The organism is Qipengyuania nanhaisediminis (assembly GCF_900115585.1).
Lineage (GTDB): Bacteria > Pseudomonadota > Alphaproteobacteria > Sphingomonadales > Sphingomonadaceae > Qipengyuania > Qipengyuania nanhaisediminis.
Genome location: NZ_FOWZ01000003.1, coordinates 1 through 18,325 on the forward strand (window position 1 = coordinate 1; position 18,325 = coordinate 18,325).

At 59.7% G+C, this 18,325-nt stretch carries 21 protein-coding genes and 1 tRNA gene; 4 read left to right on the forward strand and 18 right to left on the reverse strand.

What is annotated here, in order from left to right; translation table 11 throughout:
• The 12 genes from BM173_RS08875 to BM173_RS08930 all read right to left on the reverse strand — a co-directional run.
• Nucleotides 1-262 (reverse strand): transposase (locus tag BM173_RS08875; protein WP_143089615.1); only part of this gene is annotated, 262 nt, incomplete at its 3' end.
• A gap of 41 nt (nucleotides 263-303) precedes the next feature.
• Nucleotides 304-861 carry a hypothetical protein gene (locus BM173_RS08880; protein WP_090480356.1) on the reverse strand — a complete coding sequence of 186 codons (558 nt, stop codon included), beginning with the start codon at nucleotides 859-861 and terminating at the stop codon, nucleotides 304-306.
• A 193-nt stretch (nucleotides 862-1,054) separates the two neighbouring features.
• Complete coding sequence (locus tag BM173_RS08885) at nucleotides 1,055-1,252, reverse strand: helix-turn-helix transcriptional regulator (protein ID WP_090480359.1); 198 nt, start codon at nucleotides 1,250-1,252, stop codon at nucleotides 1,055-1,057.
• A gap of 667 nt (nucleotides 1,253-1,919) precedes the next feature.
• Nucleotides 1,920-2,243 carry a UrcA family protein gene (locus BM173_RS08895; RefSeq protein ID WP_177201857.1) on the reverse strand — a complete coding sequence of 108 codons (324 nt, stop codon included), beginning with the start codon at nucleotides 2,241-2,243 and terminating at the stop codon, nucleotides 1,920-1,922.
• Nucleotides 2,244-2,563: 320 nt separating this feature from the next.
• Nucleotides 2,564-3,916: an MBL fold metallo-hydrolase gene (locus tag BM173_RS08900; RefSeq protein ID WP_090480368.1), complete on the reverse strand. Its 1,353-nt coding sequence runs from the start codon at nucleotides 3,914-3,916 to the stop codon at nucleotides 2,564-2,566.
• A gap of 75 nt (nucleotides 3,917-3,991) precedes the next feature.
• Nucleotides 3,992-4,621, reverse strand: coding sequence for a peroxiredoxin (locus BM173_RS08905; protein ID WP_090480370.1), 630 nt, complete (start codon nucleotides 4,619-4,621; stop codon nucleotides 3,992-3,994).
• A gap of 27 nt (nucleotides 4,622-4,648) precedes the next feature.
• Nucleotides 4,649-5,137 carry a ferritin-like domain-containing protein gene (locus BM173_RS08910; RefSeq protein WP_090481516.1) on the reverse strand — a complete coding sequence of 163 codons (489 nt, stop codon included), beginning with the start codon at nucleotides 5,135-5,137 and terminating at the stop codon, nucleotides 4,649-4,651.
• Between the two features lie 389 nt (nucleotides 5,138-5,526).
• On the reverse strand, nucleotides 5,527-7,614 hold the full coding sequence (locus BM173_RS08915) for a TonB-dependent receptor plug domain-containing protein (protein WP_177201858.1): 2,088 nt from the start codon (nucleotides 7,612-7,614) through the stop codon (nucleotides 5,527-5,529).
• A 114-nt stretch (nucleotides 7,615-7,728) separates the two neighbouring features.
• On the reverse strand, nucleotides 7,729-8,184 hold the full coding sequence (locus BM173_RS08920; protein WP_177201859.1) for a hypothetical protein: 456 nt from the start codon (nucleotides 8,182-8,184) through the stop codon (nucleotides 7,729-7,731).
• Between the two features lie 168 nt (nucleotides 8,185-8,352).
• Nucleotides 8,353-8,787, reverse strand: a complete 435-nt coding sequence (locus BM173_RS14445; protein WP_143089616.1) for a hypothetical protein — start codon at nucleotides 8,785-8,787, stop codon at nucleotides 8,353-8,355.
• A 557-nt stretch (nucleotides 8,788-9,344) separates the two neighbouring features.
• Entirely contained in the window at nucleotides 9,345-10,070 is a 726-nt protein-coding gene (locus BM173_RS08925) for a Crp/Fnr family transcriptional regulator (protein ID WP_177201860.1), read from the reverse strand.
• A 78-nt stretch (nucleotides 10,071-10,148) separates the two neighbouring features.
• Nucleotides 10,149-10,240, reverse strand: a tRNA-Ser gene (locus tag BM173_RS08930).
• A 221-nt stretch (nucleotides 10,241-10,461) separates the two neighbouring features.
• Between BM173_RS08930 and BM173_RS08935 the strand changes: the two genes are divergently transcribed.
• The 4 genes from BM173_RS08935 to BM173_RS08950 all read left to right on the forward strand — a co-directional run bounded on the left by BM173_RS08935 (nucleotide 10,462) and on the right by BM173_RS08950 (nucleotide 14,327).
• Entirely contained in the window at nucleotides 10,462-11,256 is a 795-nt protein-coding gene (locus tag BM173_RS08935; RefSeq protein ID WP_090480388.1) for a DUF1134 domain-containing protein, read from the forward strand.
• Between the two features lie 91 nt (nucleotides 11,257-11,347).
• Nucleotides 11,348-12,529 (forward strand): amino acid aminotransferase, encoded by a 1,182-nt coding sequence (locus tag BM173_RS08940; RefSeq protein ID WP_090480392.1) that lies wholly within the window; start codon nucleotides 11,348-11,350, stop codon nucleotides 12,527-12,529.
• A gap of 7 nt (nucleotides 12,530-12,536) precedes the next feature.
• Nucleotides 12,537-13,085, forward strand: coding sequence for a GNAT family N-acetyltransferase (locus tag BM173_RS08945; RefSeq protein WP_090480396.1), 549 nt, complete (start codon nucleotides 12,537-12,539; stop codon nucleotides 13,083-13,085).
• 312 nt (nucleotides 13,086-13,397) lie between these two features.
• Nucleotides 13,398-14,327 carry an OmpA family protein gene (locus tag BM173_RS08950; RefSeq protein WP_090480398.1) on the forward strand — a complete coding sequence of 310 codons (930 nt, stop codon included), beginning with the start codon at nucleotides 13,398-13,400 and terminating at the stop codon, nucleotides 14,325-14,327.
• A 78-nt stretch (nucleotides 14,328-14,405) separates the two neighbouring features.
• Here the strand turns inward: BM173_RS08950 and BM173_RS08955 are convergent, their stop codons facing one another.
• Genes BM173_RS08955 through BM173_RS08980 form a run of 6 tightly spaced genes read right to left on the reverse strand, consistent with a single transcriptional unit; the run spans nucleotide 14,406 to nucleotide 18,260 of the window.
• Complete coding sequence (locus BM173_RS08955; protein ID WP_090480401.1) at nucleotides 14,406-15,023, reverse strand: riboflavin synthase; 618 nt, start codon at nucleotides 15,021-15,023, stop codon at nucleotides 14,406-14,408.
• A gap of 5 nt (nucleotides 15,024-15,028) precedes the next feature.
• The gene (gene ribD / locus BM173_RS08960; protein WP_090480404.1) at nucleotides 15,029-16,024 is read right to left on the reverse strand and encodes a bifunctional diaminohydroxyphosphoribosylaminopyrimidine deaminase/5-amino-6-(5-phosphoribosylamino)uracil reductase RibD; all 996 of its coding nucleotides are present in this window, start codon (nucleotides 16,022-16,024) and stop codon (nucleotides 15,029-15,031) included.
• The gene (locus BM173_RS08965) at nucleotides 15,996-16,466 is read right to left on the reverse strand and encodes a hypothetical protein (RefSeq protein ID WP_090480406.1); all 471 of its coding nucleotides are present in this window, start codon (nucleotides 16,464-16,466) and stop codon (nucleotides 15,996-15,998) included. Before BM173_RS08965 ends, ribD begins: the two co-directional genes overlap by 29 nt.
• A gap of 32 nt (nucleotides 16,467-16,498) precedes the next feature.
• Nucleotides 16,499-17,221 carry a M48 family metallopeptidase gene (locus BM173_RS08970; protein ID WP_090480409.1) on the reverse strand — a complete coding sequence of 241 codons (723 nt, stop codon included), beginning with the start codon at nucleotides 17,219-17,221 and terminating at the stop codon, nucleotides 16,499-16,501.
• Nucleotides 17,218-17,676, reverse strand: a complete 459-nt coding sequence (locus BM173_RS08975) for a YcgN family cysteine cluster protein (protein WP_090480412.1) — start codon at nucleotides 17,674-17,676, stop codon at nucleotides 17,218-17,220. The genes BM173_RS08970 and BM173_RS08975 overlap by 4 nt, the downstream gene beginning before the upstream one ends.
• Nucleotides 17,664-18,260 (reverse strand): SCO family protein, encoded by a 597-nt coding sequence (locus tag BM173_RS08980; RefSeq protein ID WP_090480415.1) that lies wholly within the window; start codon nucleotides 18,258-18,260, stop codon nucleotides 17,664-17,666. Before BM173_RS08980 ends, BM173_RS08975 begins: the two co-directional genes overlap by 13 nt.
• Between the last annotated feature and the right edge of the window lie 65 nt (nucleotides 18,261-18,325).

Genomic DNA, 18,325 nt, shown 5'->3' on the forward strand with positions numbered 1-18,325 from the left:
ATTTTTTTGATGCCAGATCCTTCAGCACCACGTTGTCGAGCATCGCCTCGGCCAGCAGCTTCTTCAGCCGACTGTTCTCCTGCTCGAGTGTCCGCAACCGCCGGGCATCGGACACCTCCAGACCGCCGAACTTCGACTTCCACTTGTAGAACGTGGCGGAACTGATCCCGTGACGGCGGCACACTTCCGCTGTCGGCATCCCAGCCTCCTGCTCCTTCAAAACCGCGATGATCTGCTCTTCGCTGAACCTGCTTCGTTTCATTCTCGTCCGACTCCTTTGCGTCGGACTCTACCAAAAACCGGTCACATTTCAGGGGAGCACGTCACTTCCCTTGCTTCCTTGGCAACTCGTGTTTCGCAGCTAGACGCGTAGGGCAACTCAAATACAGCGAACTTAGCATTTTGGACGTTCACCGCATGGTCTTGGTGCATGAAGGCGACGCTTACTTCGCCAAAGTCGTGCGGCCCCTGTCGCTCGCATCCGATCGGGCGAACCGCATTTTCTTCGATGCCCTGGCCCTCAAGTTCGGTGGGGCGAACCCGCCTCATTAGCCACCTCACCTTTGTCGCGATCTCTGAAGCCATTTTGATGGTCTCGCTGTCTTTGGTTACTGTCAGCCCATCATCTTCCGAAATGGTGTGCTCGACGATGAGAGTGTCGTCAGGACGCAACTCGTATGACAAATAGTGGCAGCACCAATCGGTCATCCCACGTCTAATGTAGAGGGTTTCGCGAGACAGCATATCTGCCGAGGCAAGCGTCTTAGCGCCTACTAAGCTCTCCGCACTGTCCACCTCCGAATTCTTGCAGGAAGTACAGACTAATGCGGCAGTGGCCAAAAACGCAAAATGCCTGATCATGGATACAGAATGACAAGGGTTTAGAATGGCCGCAACCGGATCGTTAGCGGCCCGTCAGCTTCTGGCACATAGCTAGCTCGGCGAAAGCGTCGTCAGATGGGTGGAAAGCGGACGTACGGATAAGGGTTCACGTGCGATGGGCGTCGGCCGTCCCTTCATCGGGCTTCACCCCGTCCCCAATGATACTGTCCTGCTAATCTGTGCAGTCATCAAATATGGCTTCGATGGGCATGTCGAAGAGCCGTGCAATGCGGAACGCCAGCGGAAGAGATGGATCGTGCTTGCCAGTCTCGATTGCATTTACGGCCTGACGCGACACCCCGAGATGTTGAGCCAACGCTGCCTGGCTCCATTCTCGCTCAGCCCTCAGGACGCGGAGACGGTTTTTCATCGGCTGTCCTTCCAGCGGATGAACTGAAAAACCAAGACGAATAGTAGGCAAAAATACTTGAAAAGGTCAGCAATTGCCGACCACCAAGTCACTTCGACCATAAAAAGGCTAAAGGGATACGGTGCTTCTTCAGCGCCCGTAACCAAGTATACAATTGTAGCCACCCAAAAAACGATTAACGGCATTGCTACAGCCGAATAGACCACCACGTCCGTTGTGCGGCGAAATAACTGTTCCGCGTATTCGTCCCTCATAAACCGGGCTAGGATTAGAGTTGGAGTAACAAAGAACGCAAAAAATAGAAGTACTGATCCGTATATTCGATACCAAACCGGCACGGTCCCATCGGGTGAAACTACATTATCGAATATCGGAAGCAGAGATAAAAGTATTAGTATGCTAGATAACAAGCAAAGGTCCATCAATCTAAAGTAAAGGCGAAACCGCCTTTCGTTGGGTCCATGCCCTTGGCCAGTGTTCGAATTAAGATCCACGTTTCATGTTCCCTGTGAGTTGTCCTTTAACGGCATCTATATCGTGACGAAACCAGTCCTGAAGTTTGAGCTACCCCCCCCAAAAAAAACTCCATAATCGTACTGAACTCTAAAATGCCGTGGCATTCTCCGTCGGGGCGCCATTGTCGCGCGTGACGCCCCGACGAAGCCGATTAGCCTTGGGCGTCGAGCTGGATGGTAGCGAGGCGCTCCTGACGAGCATTGGCGATGGCAAGTTTTACGTCCGGGGCGATCTTCATTTTTACAGCAAGGCGGCACTCGGCTTCGGCCTTGCGCGCCCCATGGTCGAATCCTCCGGATCGGCAGATGCGCCGCGCTGTAATATCGATCCGCTCATCCAGCTTCCGTTGGCCGGCTTCCGTATTGAGGTCTAGATCGCTGATATTGATAGAAACTGTGGGCAAATCTCGACCCGCAACAGGAGTTGCGAGAATTGCGAGTGTCGCAGCAGCTAGTGTTAGTGGTTTCTTGTTCATGTCATTCTCCAGCTTGGATGTTGGGTCCAGATGGGCGAAACAACCTCGCATGTCAGGTTGTCGTGACTATATGTCGCGACTCACTGACAATGTCAATAGAACCTGACATTATGTCGTTATGCCCTGCCAATTTGAGGTGAGGGCGGGATTTTAAGCGACAGATTGTTTGTACGTGGCGTCCGGTCTCGGGTCGTTAGCCGCCGGTCCGCTCCTGGCACACCGCTAGCTCGTTGAAAGCGTCGCCAGATGGGTGGAAAGCGGTCGGCCAAATTGACGGCAGTGACACTCCAAAACTTCCTGAACAGTAGCGGGGAACCAATTCAGCTGCTGCTCGCGCTCCACGCTCCCATGGAACCGAGATAGACGTCCAGATTTTCGAAGCCGCGACTTGCCAGCCAGCCTGCAGCAACCGTCGCTCGCATCCCGCTGGCGCACATGAGTGTGTAACGTTCCGACCGATCGAGATCGCGATAGCGCGTGTGAAGCTCGCCCACATAGATGTGTCGCGAACCTTCAATCGCGCTCTGCGCCCTTTCGTCGGCATCTCTCACGTCGAGTAGCGTCCAGCTCTCGTCTTCCTTTGCCAGGCGTTGCGCGACCTCGTCGGTGCCGATCATCGGGATGGTCCGCAAGGTACGGCCTTGGGCAGCCGCCGGAACGACCCCGACATAGCCGCCGACTACCGTGCCGAGCGCAATCCGGACGAGATGCGTCATTGCCGCTTCGAGTTGGTCTTCGTCGGACGCGATCAAGGCTATTTTCTCGCTCTCTCCGATAAACCAGCCGGCGAACGCGGAGATCATGCCGACGGGCAGGTTCATCGACCCTGGAAGATGGCCAGAGGCGAATGCAAGCGGCTCCCTGACGTCGATGAGGTGGTCGACCTCGACTGCTTCCAATTCCGAGAGCGACAGGCGCTGCGGTCGCATCACCCGCGGTGCTGCGTCTCCCCCTTCCAGATTGAGACGTTCCATCAGGCGGAAATACGGAGGTTGATAGTGGTTCTCCTCCACCTTGAAGTCGATGAAGGCTTCCTTGGTCTCGAACTGCAGGCGCGTGTTGTTCAAACGCTCATGGCCAAGCGTAGAGAACTCGCGTTCAGCCATGCCCGATCCGCATACCGATCCGGCTCCGTGTGCAGGGTAGAGAATGACCTGATCGCCCAACCCCAGGATTTTCTGCAGGGAATCGAACAAAAGGCCCGCCACCTCACGCTTGCGATCCGGATAGAAATCCGTCCGACCCACATCACCGACAAAAAGAGCATCTCCGGTAAAAACTCCGACCGGACCGTCGGGATAGGCTGCATCGTGAAGGACGAACGCCAGGTGGTCGTCCGTATGACCGGGCGTCTCAAGTACCTTTATTCGAAGCTGACCAATCTCGAATTCCTCGCCCTCGCGAGCGGTATCGGCATATTTGATCGCGCCTGCCGGATTGGGACCATGAAGCACACGGGCGCCGGTCAGCTCCTTGAGGATCGGCGCACCCGAAACGAGGTCCTCGTTGCGGTGAGTTTCGAAAATGTGCGTGATTTCGAGGCCCTCGGCGCGCGCCATTTCGACATAACATTCACAATCGCGCCGCGGATCAATGACTGCGGCCTTTCCCCCCGAACCGACAAGGTAGGATAGATGGGACAGGCCCGGCGTCTTGATTTTTTCCAGTAGCATGATGCCTCCTTCAGATAAGAAAAGCGGGACCGGCGCGAACCGATCCCGCTTAGATAAACTCAGTTCCTATCTTGCTCAGTCGATCTGGACGGTGCGCAGATAGGGGCGAAGCGTAGTAAAGCCTTGCGGGAAACGCGATTTGGCGTCCTCGTCGGAGACGGACGGGGGGATGATCGCATCCTTGCCCTCGCGCCAGTCCGCAGGCGTTGCCACGCCATGCTTGTCGCTGAACTGCAATGCGTCGATCGCGCGCAATATTTCGTCGAAGTTACGACCCACACTCATGGGATAGGTCATGGTGAGCCGGATCTTCTTGTCAGGATCGATAATAAACACGGACCTGACCGCCGCTGTTTCGCTCTGATCCGGGTGGATCATGTCGTAGAGCTTTGCGATCGTGAGATCGGCATCCGCCACAATCGGGAATGTGAGGTTTGTGTTCTGCGTATCGTTAACGTCCTCAATCCATCTTGCGTGTTCTTCTGCCGTATCCGTGGATAGACCCAGCGGCTTCACATTCCGCTTTTCGAACTCGCCTGCAAGTTGAGCGGTGCGACCCATCTCCGTGGTACAGACCGGGGTAAAATCTGCGGGGTGACTGAAAAAGAATACCCAACTGTCGCCAGCCCAATCGTGGAGGCTGATCTCGCCATTCTGAGTGTCTACCGTGAAGTCAGGGGCGGTATCGCCGATATGAAGGCCCATTTAATTAATCCTTTTATGTAAGTGAATTTAGTTCTGACGCCCGCGACGGCCGTTATGTCCCTGGCCCATTCCGGGCTCTCCACCGCGATCAACGCAGCGCTGGAATGCCGCGAGGTGCCGCTCTTTGGAGGCCCATTGCAGGTCGCTCAGGGTGGCTTTGACTTGCACATCGACAATGGTCGGAAGGATCTCGTCGTAGAGAGCGATATTCTCGGTCTCCGCTTGGACGCCCTGCTCGCAAGCTTCGAGCAAGCTGGAAGGAGCTGAAATCTCTCCGAGGAACGGATTGTCCGCTCGGTGAGGGATGCCAAGCCGATCCATTTCCTCCCGGACACGCTGGGAATGTCGCTGTTCCGCCGTAATTATGTTGCTGAAAGGGCGGACCTCTCCGTGCAACGCGATGACTGCCTCGTACATCGCTTCGGCGCGATATTCGTCGTCGAGGGCCATCGCCAGAGCGCTGACGTCTGTCGAGGTGACACGCGCCGGAGTTTCGGCCTCGGCTACCTCTGCCATGCACGCGGTCGCAAGAAACGCAGTAAAGGTAGTGCCCAAAATTCTGAGAGGTGATTTCGTCATTGCGTCTTCCTTTCCCAGGCAACCTAGGAGCACTGCGGAAGAACTGCGAATCCAATATATCGTTTAATATAATCGAGTAAATATGTGGAGGTGTTTCAGGGGCGTGCGAGCGACGCCGAATCCCATCGCGCGATGATATGGGATGGTTCGAACATAACCTGATTGGATCGATGAGGGCGGCAGCGGATCGTGTCGTTTGCTGCCGGACGCGGTGATGCTTTGAAAATCGGTGAAATGGTGACTTCGCGCAATGCTCGTTGGCTCGCTCGACGCCAGGAATGAGCCGACCCGTATAACCACAGGCCGGCCCACCCTTTCCTATCGCATCAGAACCTCGCGTTGATCCTTACCCAGCCTCCCTGGCCGGCACCGGGCAAGCGTTCGCCGGTTGGCACGTCAGAATTGCCAACCCTGCTGCGACCTGCGAGGTGTGGCTGATATTCCGCATTAAACACGTTTTCGACTCCGGCTTCGAGTGCAAGGAGCTCATTGACGGCGAGGCGCCCAAAAAGGCCGAAGACAGCGTATCCTTCGCTAGGCTGTTCGTCGTTCGACCGGGAGATATTGTCCTGGCCAGCCGCCGCGATCATTTCGGCACCGAGGGTCAGGCGATCGCCTGCCCAGGCAGCGGCAAGACGAAGGTTTGCCGGTGCCACACGATAAAGGTCATCGTCGATGTCGCGCCGCTTTCCGCGAACTAGGCTGGCGGTTCCGGACAATTCGATCCGGTCGACCGGCCGGATGACGAAATCGAGGTCCGCGCCATAAATTTCCGCATCCACGTTCGAGAAACGAAGCGGTGTGGTGTCCCCGTTCATGGCTGCGATCATCTCGATCGGGCTGTCCACCACGCTTACGGTATCATCGACGGGTGTGCCCTGAATGAAACCGTCGACCCGGCGATAGAATACCGTCGGGCGCAGGGTGACAGCGTCCGTTTCCCAATCGAAGCCGATCTCCGCAATCCAAGCTGTTTCGGGATCGAGGGCGAGGTTCCCGACATAGATGTTACCGTCGGCCAGACCGAAGCTTGCTTCGGTGGGCAACCAGCCGAACCGCTCCAGCAAGCTGGGCACCCGCTCCTTCCGGGCAAGCGTGAGGCGCGGCGTGACATCTCCCGTCGGGATCCAGAAGCGCGCTACTGCATCGATGGTGGTCGTGGAATAATCGCGGTCGGAAGCCGCAAAAGCCGCCGCCAGACCACCCGGTCCCATCGGCACCGCCGATCCGAGAGCCGGGATGCCAGCAGTCTGATCGGTCCGATCGATGCGCGTGCCTAGCTCGAACTCGATTGCAGACAGCGCGCCGCGCCACTGTGCGAAAGCGCCTACCCTTTCCGATTTTAGGTCAGGCTGTGCATCGATGAAGAAGGCAGGGTTCACAGGGTTGGTAATGCGAACGAACTTGTCGGTCAGTTCCGCATCGCCCCCGATAGCGAAATAAGATCCGTCGGACCCGAAGCGCAATGCGACTTCGGCGGTATTCGTATCGGCCTCGGCGAAAGTAGCCCGAGCCTGCATGGGCGTGGCGGTCGGCTGTCTTGTGGTCTGGTTATCCATCAGGTGCCGGACCGCCACTTGGCCAAGCCGCATATCGAGGTGGACCCTGTCGGCAACCTCGCCGCGGAAGCCTGTCTGGACGAAGTCGGTATTGAAATAGACGATATCGAGCGCGAACGGCGGATTGCCGGTCGGATCGGTTTCGCTCCGGCGATATTCGATGAAGATCTCGCCCGGGCCGGATCGGAAGCCCGCATGGGCACCGTACAGGTTGCGTTCGAAAGAGGTTCCTCCGGCGGTTCCATCGGGGAACTCGTAGTCGCCGCCCTGCTCGCGGCTGGCAATCACCCCGAAGCGCCATTGGTCACTGGCGATACCGGCCAGCCCGCCGACTGCATAGCTGTCGTCGACACTGCGGTACTGGGCCGAAAACCGGCCCTGCGTCGAGAAGCGGGCTTCATCGGTGAATTCGGCTTCGGCCAGTCGGGCGTTGACGGCTCCGGCCAGCGATGGGCCTTGCGATACCGGGGCGACGCCGCGAGCGACCTCGATCCGCTCGACGAGAACCGACGGCGCATAGTGGAGAGGCGGGTCCATCGCATTCGGTCCTCCCGAAGCAAAACGTTGGTCGTTCACGCGCCCGAGCACTCGCTCGCCGGCGAGCCCGCGATATGAAAGCTGCCCGGAAAGTGCGCCGTTGCCGACCAGTGCTCCCCCGGCCGTTCTCGCTGCAATTGCAGCCGCATCGGCGGGCGTCGCGATCTGTTCGGGTTTCTCGACCCCGTCCTGCGAAATATCTCGCAATTGCGTGCCGGTCACGACGATCGTGTCGACGAGGATTGCCGTGTCGCTTTCAGGGGTCGACCGCTCTTGGGCAAGGGCTGGCTGTGCAGCAAGGGTCGTACAAGACGCCATCAAGAGCGTCCTGAGTAGGATTCTAGAGTTCATTGTATTCTCGCATCTGCATTGTGCACACAGGCGCAGGTCGACCGCAAAGGACCGAAACGAGCGCCGAAACTGTCGAGGGGATCAGCCCTTTACAGGTGGAGCGCGCAAGGGTGGACGCAGATATCTTGGAAGCGAAACCGCCAGCGTAGGAAGCCTCGCTTCATCGAGGAATTCGACCGGGAATTCAGAATTTTCCGGTGCGACAGTGCCAGGCAGCAGAGCTGCCATCGACAGGGCGGAGAATGCGCAATCCGGATCAGGCTGCGAAGCATCGGGCGGTGTCCCGTCCCGATCCGCCTGATCGGGCATGTGATGGCCCATTGCGGCATGATCGACCTGCTCGTGATGTCCAGGTTTGGCCGCGGTAAGTCGCGCCAGTTCGTTCGACGAAGGGCAGGGCACGACCGCGAACACATGGGTCGACGACGGCACGATCATATAGCCTGACGGAATGATCACGTTCAGGCTCAACACGCATAGAGCCATGCCCAAAAGGGCAGCGCCCTTCTGACGCAGGAAGCTCAATGGATCAACCATATCGAAGGAACTGTAGCCGCCTACTGATGCGCTGTCATTTGCAACGACCGCAACAGTCGTGACCTTTCAAGATATGGTACCAGTATCCACATTCGGGTCGTTTGCTGTCCGTCTGCTCCTGGGTCAACGTTAGCTCGCTAAATCAGTCACGAACTGGGTGGAAAGCGGTCATTCCGATCGGAGGAGTGGCGGCCTGGGGTAATAGGGGCCCTGCCAGCTGAAATTGCTGATCTCAATGCGGCCGTTTTCAACGGTTAGAACAGCAAATGCTCCTTGGCTTGGACTTCCTTCGGGCTCGGCATAATACTCGCACCACCAATTGACTTGGTATTGCAGTGATCCCTTACCACGTATCATTGCACCTACGTCGCAGTTCCTGGTCTTCTCGAAGATAGAACGAACATTCTTCTCCATTCGCTCTGGTGAGCGCTCAAGTCGAGAATCCGGATCATAACGCACCTCTGCATGTGCGTTTTCGACAAGATGATCGGTATCTCTTGCGATAAGCGCGGCAAGAAACGCCCGCATCTTTGCTTCGTCATCTTGAATAACGGCAACAGGTAATGACGATGCCAATACGAAGGCTAAGATCGATCCATTCATGCAATTCTCGTTAGATTTGCGGGCGTTAAATTCAACCGTGCCAAATTTGCTGCTCGTCCGCAATCGGGTCGTTAGCCGAACGTCGGCAATGCAGGGCCACACCACTAATACCCGACAGACCGCTATCGGCCCAAAAAGCTGCCGCCAACTGCGTAGGCTAGGCAAAGATGCCAGCGTCGATCGCAGCAACGTATTTTGCGACTTCGGAAGCTTGACCCCGTACGACTAGCTGTTTTGCCGTTTTTCCACGGAATCCTGAGAGAGCCCGTGTTTCATACCATTGGAGTGCTAGGTCTCTTGAACCGAACCGCGGTTCGACCAAATCCAGAATGTCTTCTTCTGTCATCATTCTCCCCTTTGCACATTTGATACGCGCCCTTCCTATCGGCGCAAAGTTACTCTTGGGTGACCGGGTTTGTTTGACCAATTTTGGGCTGGACTGAGCGGGATACCCGCGGATGTTACCGGCGTTCGAGAAAAATTTCCCAATGATTTGAGTGCCCATTTTTGTCGTCTATGGGGCACCACCGCCTTCGCAAAAAAGCTGCGATGCCAGCCTATTGGGCCAGTTCTTCGAGCCGTTCGCGCTTCTGGATCACGGCTTCGCGGCGTGACGGAAGATCGATCAGGCCCTGCTTGCGGAATTTCGTGAACTGGCGACTGACGGTTTCGATTGTTAGCCCGAGCACGTCAGCGATCTGTTGCCGCGACAAGGGCAGTTCGAAAGCGTCCGCGCTCTGTTCGAATGGCGCGCAGCCTTTCGGGGCAAGCCGTTCGGACATGTCGAGGAGGAAGGTGGCGAGCTTTTGTTCGGCGTTCATCCGGCCGAGCAGGAGCATCCAGCGCCGGGTACGGTCCAGTTCCGACAGGGTGCGTTCGAGAAGGTTGTGTTCGAGCTTGGGATGCTCTCGTGCAAAGCGGTCGAAGTCTGCGCGCTGGAAGGTGCACACCAGTGCGGGCGTCAGTGCTTCGACACCATAGGGCGTCGAGTTGCCGAAAGGCCTGCCCATGAAGTCGCTGGGGTAGGCAAGGCCGAGGATCTGCTCCTTGCCGTCGCTCGTCTGGGTCGACAGCTTCAGCAGCCCTTCGATGACGTTGGCGACCACGATGGCCTCATCGCCTTCCCAGAACAATTGTTCGCCCGCCTCCAAGTGGCGACGGCGGCCGATCGAATTGAGGATGCGAATTTCCTCATCGTCGAGATCCGCGCAAATCGCGCGATTACGCACGGCGCAGGCCTGGCAGAAATTCAGGGCAGCTTCGGATTGGATGCTTTCCATCATTGCTCGATACCCGTCCCCAGCGATCATGCCAAGAAGCGACCTTGGTGGAGGCCGGATTCCGTCGGGGTCATCAGGGAATGGCGGAGACGGAGGGATTCGAACCCTCGATACCCGTTACCAGGTATGGCTCCTTAGCAGGGAGCTGGTTTCAGCCACTCACCCACGTCTCCGCATCGCAAGCCTCGGCTGCGAGGGGCGCGCTATAGCTAGGGGTTGGGATGCCTTCAAGGGTGAATCCGCTGCCTTCTTTCCAACGCGCCAAAGACTCGCTTCGCCGTGAATTCGATTCGGTTCATCGCCCTGTCATTGCCCGCCTGCTCCAAAGCGATTCTCCTCACCGGCGCAGCCTTGTCGGCTCGAACGCAGGCGAGGCAATGGAAGGGATCTTGAGATGAATACCGCACGCACGCTCCTGGTGAGTTTCGCCGCCGGATTGGGACTGATGACAGCCCCGCTTTCCGCGCAGGTCGAAACCGTCGATCCGGATGCGGCCTATGACGCAGCAATCGATGGCGACCTCGAAGAAGCTCCAGGAGAGCCTTCACCTTACGAGGCACCGGCTGACGAACCCGCAGCACCGCAAGACCCGGCCTATGGCGTGGAGCAGGAAGACGCCGCTGGAGCGCCGCCGGTCTGGTCGGAACAGCAGGCGGAAGAGGCTGCGTCTGCTGTGGTAGAAGGTGCAGATGTCGACAATCCTGCCACCACCTATCGCGAAGATGATCTCATTGGCGCTGCCGAAGGTGTTTTCGGCAAGGGTGCCGAAGGCGTCGCCAACATGATCCGCAAGCTGCTGGCCGACCAGGGCGAACCGAACGGCTATATCGTCGGGCGCGAGGCCGGCGGCGCTTTCGTCGTCGGGGCGCGTTACGGTTCCGGCACGCTGTTCCATAAGGTAGAAGGCGAAATGCCTGTCTACTGGACGGGTCCGTCCGTCGGTTTCGATGCCGGTGCAAATGCAGGCAGCACCTTCGTGCTGGTCTACAACCTCTACGACACCGAAGAACTTTACGAGCGCTTCCCGGCAGCGGAGGGCCAGGCCTATGTGATCGGCGGCCTGCACGCGAGCTACGTGCGCAAGGGCGACGTGGTCCTGATTCCGATCAGGATGGGCGCAGGCCTTCGCCTGGGTGTGAACGCGGGCTATCTCCGCTTCTCCAAGAAGCAGCGCTGGCTCCCCTTCTGACCGGCTGCTGATACGAAAAAATAGGCAATCTTGATGGGCCGCAACCGTATTTCGGTTGCGGCCCTCGACATGTTGGGCGAAAGGGCTTTCCATGCTCGACAGACTAGACGCCCAGCCGCCTGACGCCCTCCTCGCACTCATCAAGATGTATGCCGCCGACGAGCGTGAGGACAAGATCGACCTCGGTGTCGGGGTCTATCGCACAAATGACGGCGCGACGCCGGTCTTCCGATCGATCAAGCTGGCGGAACAGCGCCTGATCGACGAGCAGGACAGCAAGTCCTACCTCGGCCCGGAAGGCGACAGCGGCTTCGTGAAGGCGCTGATGCCCTACATCTTCGGCGACGACGAAACGCTCGCAGCGCGTATCGAAGGGATGCAGACACCCGGCGGGACCGGTGCGGTTCGGCTTGCGGTCGCCCTTGCTGCAAAAGCTGGCGTGAAGCGCGTCCATCTCGGCGTGCCCAGTTGGCCCAACCACGCCCAGATCCTCGATGATGTGGGCGTAGAGACAGTCACTTTCAGACATTCGACTGACAAGGGCACGGCCGATCTCGACGCCGTCCTGGCGACCATCGATGCGGCAGGCGCGGGAGATGCGGTGCTGCTCCATGGCTGTTGCCACAACCCGACCGGCATTGATTACACGGCCGAAGAATGGGCACAGATTGCAGAGGCATTCGTCGCTTCCGGGGCGCTGCCCATTCTCGACATCGCCTACCAGGGGCTGGGGCAGGGCATGGAAGAGGACGTCGCCGGCGTGCGCACGGTTCTCGACCGCGTACCGGAGGCACTGATCGCTTACAGCTGCGACAAGAACTTCGGTCTCTATCGCGACCGGGTGGGCGCTTTCTACATGATGGCCGAGCAGCCGGATCAGCTTGCCGCGATCGCCTCCAATGCGAATGCGCTTGCCCGGGCTAACTGGTCCATGCCGCCCGATCACGGCGGCGCAGCAGTGCGCATCGCTCTGGAAGACGCGCATATGACGCAGGTCTGGCAGGATGAACTGGACGAAATGCGTTCGCGCATGCGCCGTGTCCGCGAGCGACTGGCCCAGGCTGATAATGAAGCGCCGGGTCTCGGCCTTGCATCGCTCGCCGACCAGAACGGCCTGTTCGCCATGCTCCCGCTGACCAAGGACCAGATCGTGAAGCTTCGCGAAGAGCACGCTATCTACATGGCGGGTTCTGGCCGGATCAACGTTGCCGGGCTACATGCGGGCAATACCGAGAAATTCATCGCGGCGCTTGCGGATGTGACGAAGGGCTGATCCCCGCATGGATCGCCAGCCGGTCATCGAAACCCAGCGCCTGCTGATCCGCCCCTTGCAGGAGGACGACCGCAGCGCGCTGTTCGAAGTGGCCAGCGATCCGATGATCTGGGAACAGCATCCCGTGCACGACCGCTGGCGGCGCGAGGTCTTCGACGATTTCTTCGACGAATGCCTCGCCAGCGGCGGCGGCCTTGCCGTGATCCGCAAGGACAAGGACCGCATCGTCGGCCACACGCGTCTCGACAAATATGACCCCGAAGAAAGTGGCGTGGTCGAAATCGGCTGGACCTATCTGGAGCGCCCGTGCTGGGGGAAGGGCATCAATTCGGAAATGAAAGCGGCGCTGCTGAGGCACGCTTTTGCGAATGTCGCCCTCGTCGAATTCCGCGTTGGCGACACGAATTACCGGTCGCGCAACGCGCTGGAGGCGATCGGCGCCGTACGCACGGACCGGTACGAACTGGGCCGCTATGACGGCAAACGGATCGTCCACCTGGTCTACGAAATCACCCGAGAGAGTTTCTCTGAAGGGCCGCTTTCGGGCGCTGATTAAGCAGGAATCGGCGCAATCCAACCGATTCTTGCCACGCCGTTTACGTGTTTCGTTCTGACGATATTTAACGGTTCATCGCACCTTCCGCCCAGATCGCCTGCCAGTTCGCGGGAGGCGCGGAAAATGTTCACCTGAGCGAAAGGTGGCTCTGAACAGGGGGCGAAATCCATAGCGTCGACGTGCGGCATTCGGGTCGCGGGCGCTTACAGCCAAACGCATGGATTCATGATAGCCGGGTGCGCCATCAGGGGGCGAACGGACCTAACTGGCGTATTCGCGGGGTCGGCTGTCAGAGTTTGAAGGAGGATTGCAATGACTACCATTTCCAAGAAGCCGAAGACGCTTGTCTGGCTTGCCGCACTTTCGCTGCCGCTTTCGGCCAGCCTTTCGGCCCAGGAACTGCGCCCCGTCGGCGAAGCCCAGGCCGAAGCCGAGGAAGCCGAAGTCCTGACCATCGTCGAGGGCAGCGTGCCCACCGATCTCGAAGGACTGCCCGAAGGCCCCGAAGTCGAAGGCTTCATCTCTGCGCGCAGCGGAAACCGCATGCAGGTCACCACGCTTGGCGGCCAGAACACGCTGATCGTCATCAGTGAAGGTACCGAAATCCGCGCCAAGGGCGGTTTCCTCGGCCTCGGCAGCAAGGAGCTCGCCGCTTCGTCGCTGCTCAACGGCCTGCCGGTTACCGTGAAGACGGTCCAGTGGGGTGGCCGTGGCCTGATCGCGACGGACGTGCGCCTGAAGGACGACGATCTCGAAACCGCAGCGATGATCCGCAACGGTACTTCGCAGCAGTTCGCCGAACAGCGTGAAGATATCGACGCCAATGCTGCGCTTGCTGAATCGCTGCGCGGTCGCATGGGCGATATCGACAAGTACAACATCAAGGGTTCGACGAACGTGTTCTTCGACACCGGCAAGTACAACCTGTCGGCAGAAGCCCGCCAGGACCTGTGTGCTGCAGCCGACCAGGCGAACGCGATGGACAACGCTCTCCTCCTCGTCGTCGGTTACACCGATTCGACCGGCAGCTACGAGATCAACCAGGAACTCAGCGAACGCCGCGCCGGACGCGTGGTCAACTTCCTCCAGCAGGAATGTGGCTGGCAGCCCTGGCGTATGCTGAGCCCGACGGGCATGGCCGCTTCGGATCCGCTGGCAGACAACAGCACGCCCGAAGGCAAGGCGCAGAACCGCCGCGTTTCGGTCAACATTCTTGTCAGCAAAAGCGTCGACGGAATGTAACCCATTTCCGGCTTCCACCGGGTTTATCGAGCGGGGCGGTCCGATGGGCCGCCCCGTTTTGCATTGGGAGAGGGTTTCTCAGCCCTTCAGGCTTTGCATCCGCATGAGATAGCGGGCGAGCACGTCGATCTCGAGATTGACGCTGTCCCCTTGGCGAAGAGCGCCCAGCGTCGTGACCTCGCCGGTATGCGGGATGATGTTAAGCGCGAAGTCACACGCACCACCTTCCCGGTCGCGAACATCGTTCACCGTCAACGAGACGCCATCGACGGTAATGGAGCCTTTCTCGGCCACGAACGGAGCGAAGTCGCGCGATATGCGAATGGCCAGCTTGGTCGAACCGCCGGCATCCTTTACGGCCACGACCTCACCGACCGTGTCGACATGACCGGTGACGAGGTGCCCGCCAAGCTCGTCGCCAAGCCGCAGGGCAGGCTCCAGGTTGAGCGTACGACCCTCCTGCCACATCTGAGGGACGGTGCGGCGGACGGTTTCGTCCGAAACGTCGAAGCCGATACGTGCCGCGCCAGCTTCACCGGCGAGTTCCACCACGGTCAGGCACACGCCCGAGCAGGCGATCGAAGCACCGATATCGATCGCTTCGGGATCGAACGGACAAGCGACTGTGACACGCGTGTCCTGGCGCTTCTCGATCTTTTCGATGGTGCCAATCGCCGTGACGATGCCGGTAAACATTGCGGTCAATTCTCCTCTGGGCGCGAGCGGCTGTAAGCTTCGAAGCTATCGCTGCCAAGCTGGCGGCGTTCGGTCAGTGTCCAGCGTCCGTGTGCATCCGCGAGGCTCTCGAGGCCGATGTCTCCCAAGGCAGAGCGGCCTTTGCCGATCAGGATCGGTGCGCGGTAGAGCTCGATGCGGTCGACGAGGTCTTCTGCAAGGAAACTACCGGCCGTCTGAGCGCCACCTTCGACATAGAGATATTGCACTTCGTCGAGGCGCTCAATCTGCGAAGGGGTGTTGATGACGGTGACGCCATCGGGCGCAATGCCGCGCGATAGCAGGACGCGGCGTGGAGACTGGTGCTCAAGGCCAGCCAGGCGAACATCAAGCCTCGGCTGGTCCACGCGCCACGTGCCTCCTCCGACCAGAATGGCATCGTGCATGGCTCTGCGGGAATGGACGTGTGCGCGGGCGACCTCGCCGGTGATCCACTGGCTCTCGCCCGAAGCGGTTGCGATCTGGCCGTCCAGCGAGACGGCGAGCTTGAGCGTCACGAATGGGCGAGAAAGACGCGCACGGGTCAGATACCCGGCTAGGCTGTCCCCCACCTCGGGAGTGGGGAGAATATCCACTTTGATCCCAGCATCGCGTAATCTTGCGACACCTTCCCCTGCTGTGCGTGGATCCGGGTCGGGCGAGCCTACTACTACGCGGGCAACGCCTGCTTCGCGAAGCAGGTCGGCACAGGCCGGACCGCGCGGCGAGACATGGGCGCACGGCTCAAGCGTAACGTAAGCGATCGCGCCAGCTGCCAAGTCACCTGCTTCCTCCAGCGCGGCAGCCTCGGCGTGTGGGCGCCCGCCAGCGCGGGTCCACCCGCGACCGACGACTGTCCCATCCTTTACGATCAGGCAACCGACAGCCGGATTCGGGCGCGACGTAGGGCGCCCGCGCGCGGCCAGACGCGCTGTTGCATTCAGCCAGCGGGTGTCATTCCCCCTGGTCGACAACCGTTGCATCCGTGTCTTGGTTCTGCTCGCCGAAGAGACGCTCCAGCCGTTCGCGCTCGGCCTGCTCGGCAGCGGCGCGTTCCGCTTCGGCCTTCGCCTCGGCAGCGGTCGTATCGACGCCCGTCGCCGCTCCCACACGGCGATAGAGATCGCGTTTTTCTTCTTCGATCCGGTCGAGTTCGGCCTGGCGTTCTTCCTTCAGGCGCTGGTTTTCGAGATTCGACTGGCGAATTTCCTCGTCCGTCCGGTCGGCTGCGAAGGTGCGGATATATTCTACCTCGGGTTGTTCCGGCGGCATGAAAACCCGTTCGTGCGTCAGGATGGAAATGAGGCCGAGGCAGGCAAGCAGCGATACCAGCAGAAACGCCCAGCGATAGGGCTGCGGCTGCCGGATATAGCTCCAGAAATCGGAAATGCCCCCGACGGGGTTCACTCTGCGAAAATAGCGCATGCTATACAGATAGTAGGCTTGTGCGCCCGGCGCTAGGTGAAGCAGGCATAGAGTTTGCGCCCGCTGGCAGACAGCCAGCGATTGGCCCGCTCGATGTCGTCATCGTAAAGCTCGTCGAGTAAGGCGTGGAACGCCTCGCTGTGGTCGAAATGCACGAGATGGGCGACTTCGTGGGCGACAACCGAACGGCGCACGAAATCGGGAGCCATGATGAGGCGCCAGTTGAGCCGCAGCACGCCCTCGCTCGAACAGCTGCCCCACCGACGCCTCGCACGCGCCAGCTTGACGGGCGCGACGGGCAGGGCGGCGCGCCCGCAATAAAAAGCGGCATCATCGGCAAAATGGGATTGTGCTTCGGTTTCGAGAAAGCGCTGCAAACGCTTGCCGAGCGTTTCTTCCGGCCCGCCTAGGCGCAGCGTGCCTGCTTCCAGCGTCGGCCTGCGCGGCGCGTCTTCACGCCAGTCGATTGCAATCTCGCCGCCCTTGTAGGGGAGCAGGCGGCTGGCCACCGGATCGAAGGCCTCGGGCACCTTGTCGAGCTGGGCTTTCAGCCACGCCGCACGGGCATGGGCGAAGGCGATAGCTTCCTTGCTGGCACACCATCGCGGCAGGGTGATGAGCACGGTTTTGCCATCTGGGGCAAGGCGCAACGTCAGCCGTTTGGCACGCGCATGACGACGCAGTTCTATGGGTATCTTCCGGCCGCCCAATTCGATGGCCGGCTCGAGCGCTTCGGACCGGAGCCATTCGATCATGCGGCTTCTTCCTCGCCGTCACCCCATTCGACGATGTGATGTTCGAGCGGGCCTGCCTCGTCTTCGCTGATTACGCGGCCCGCCACGGAAACCCCAGCAGCGACCACGGCCTCGCGATCGCCTGAGATCAGATAATGCCAGCTCGGCAGTGGGCGGTCGTCGGCGCGGCGGCGATAGGCGCAGGTGTCGGGGAGCCAGGGAACCTTGTCGACCAGCTTGAGCGTGAGGCGCAGGCAGTCCGGCACGAAGGCCTTGCGGTTCTTGTAGTCCTTGCAGCGCGCCGTCGAACAGTCGAGCAGTGTGCAGGCGACATTCGTCTCCTCGATCTCGCCCGTGTCCTCGTATTCGACCTTGTGCAGGCAGCAGCGCCCGCAGCCATCGCACAGCGCTTCCCATTCTTCCTGGTTGAGCTTCGCCAGCGGAAGTTCCCAGAAACGGTCCCTCAACGCACCCATTTCGCCAGTTCCGCGGCCACAGCATCGGGCCCCTCGTCGGTCGGCAGCATGGCGATCGGGTCGCCAGCAGGGCCAAACAGGTAGGTGATATTGGAGTGATCCATAAGGTAGCCACCCGCTTCGCTATCTGCGCCGCGCGCATAATATACGGCGAACTTGTCTGCTGCAGCCTTCACCTCTTCGGGCGAGCCGGTCAGCCCGATCAGGCGGGGGTGGAAGGCGTCGGTGAATTCCGCGACGACCTGCGGCGTATCGCGGTCTGGATCGATAGTCACGAACAGGGGCTGGATCTGAGCGCCGAGTTCCGGCTCGCTCGCCTCGAATTGCTTAAGGCCCGCCATGGCGCGCTGCACGTCGGTGGGGCAAACGTCCGGGCAGAAGGCATAGCCAAAATAGACGATGCGATACTTGCCGGCGAAGTCGCTCCAGCTCACCTGCGAATTGTCTTCTCCCGTCAACGTGAAATCGCCGCCAAGAGCCGCGCCTGCCAGAGGCGGTTCTTCAGCGGGTTGGGCGTTGCAGGCGGTCAGGAGGAGCGCGGCCAATGCGGCGGGAAACTTGTAGGGCATGACAGGTTGGTTCATGGTCTGCTAAGCGCCCGCATTCAAGGGCATGCAGCCTGTTCTCAGACGGAAAATCACGGGAGTTC

Bases quoted from the DNA above. Each gene is read 5' to 3' on its own strand.
- BM173_RS08880 (WP_090480356.1), bottom strand. From the start codon at position 861: ATGATCAGGCATTTTGCGTTTTTGGCCACTGCCGCATTAGTCTGTACT.
- BM173_RS08885 (WP_090480359.1), bottom strand. From the start codon at position 1,252: ATGAAAAACCGTCTCCGCGTCCTGAGGGCTGAGCGAGAATGGAGCCAG.
- BM173_RS08895 (WP_177201857.1), bottom strand. From the start codon at position 2,243: ATGAACAAGAAACCACTAACACTAGCTGCTGCGACACTCGCAATTCTC.
- BM173_RS08900 (WP_090480368.1), bottom strand. From the start codon at position 3,916: ATGCTACTGGAAAAAATCAAGACGCCGGGCCTGTCCCATCTATCCTAC.
- BM173_RS08905 (WP_090480370.1), bottom strand. From the start codon at position 4,621: ATGGGCCTTCATATCGGCGATACCGCCCCTGACTTCACGGTAGACACT.
- BM173_RS08910 (WP_090481516.1), bottom strand. From the start codon at position 5,137: ATGGCAGAGGTAGCCGAGGCCGAAACTCCGGCGCGTGTCACCTCGACA.
- BM173_RS08915 (WP_177201858.1), bottom strand. From the start codon at position 7,614: ATGGCGTCTTGTACGACCCTTGCTGCACAGCCAGCCCTTGCCCAAGAG.
- BM173_RS08920 (WP_177201859.1), bottom strand. From the start codon at position 8,184: ATGGTTGATCCATTGAGCTTCCTGCGTCAGAAGGGCGCTGCCCTTTTG.
- BM173_RS14445 (WP_143089616.1), bottom strand. From the start codon at position 8,787: ATGAATGGATCGATCTTAGCCTTCGTATTGGCATCGTCATTACCTGTT.
- BM173_RS08925 (WP_177201860.1), bottom strand. From the start codon at position 10,070: ATGATGGAAAGCATCCAATCCGAAGCTGCCCTGAATTTCTGCCAGGCC.
- BM173_RS08935 (WP_090480388.1), top strand. From the start codon at position 10,462: ATGAATACCGCACGCACGCTCCTGGTGAGTTTCGCCGCCGGATTGGGA.
- BM173_RS08940 (WP_090480392.1), top strand. From the start codon at position 11,348: ATGCTCGACAGACTAGACGCCCAGCCGCCTGACGCCCTCCTCGCACTC.
- BM173_RS08945 (WP_090480396.1), top strand. From the start codon at position 12,537: ATGGATCGCCAGCCGGTCATCGAAACCCAGCGCCTGCTGATCCGCCCC.
- BM173_RS08950 (WP_090480398.1), top strand. From the start codon at position 13,398: ATGACTACCATTTCCAAGAAGCCGAAGACGCTTGTCTGGCTTGCCGCA.
- BM173_RS08955 (WP_090480401.1), bottom strand. From the start codon at position 15,023: ATGTTTACCGGCATCGTCACGGCGATTGGCACCATCGAAAAGATCGAG.
- ribD (WP_090480404.1), bottom strand. From the start codon at position 16,024: ATGCAACGGTTGTCGACCAGGGGGAATGACACCCGCTGGCTGAATGCA.
- BM173_RS08965 (WP_090480406.1), bottom strand. From the start codon at position 16,466: ATGCGCTATTTTCGCAGAGTGAACCCCGTCGGGGGCATTTCCGATTTC.
- BM173_RS08970 (WP_090480409.1), bottom strand. From the start codon at position 17,221: ATGATCGAATGGCTCCGGTCCGAAGCGCTCGAGCCGGCCATCGAATTG.
- BM173_RS08975 (WP_090480412.1), bottom strand. From the start codon at position 17,676: ATGGGTGCGTTGAGGGACCGTTTCTGGGAACTTCCGCTGGCGAAGCTC.
- BM173_RS08980 (WP_090480415.1), bottom strand. From the start codon at position 18,260: ATGAACCAACCTGTCATGCCCTACAAGTTTCCCGCCGCATTGGCCGCG.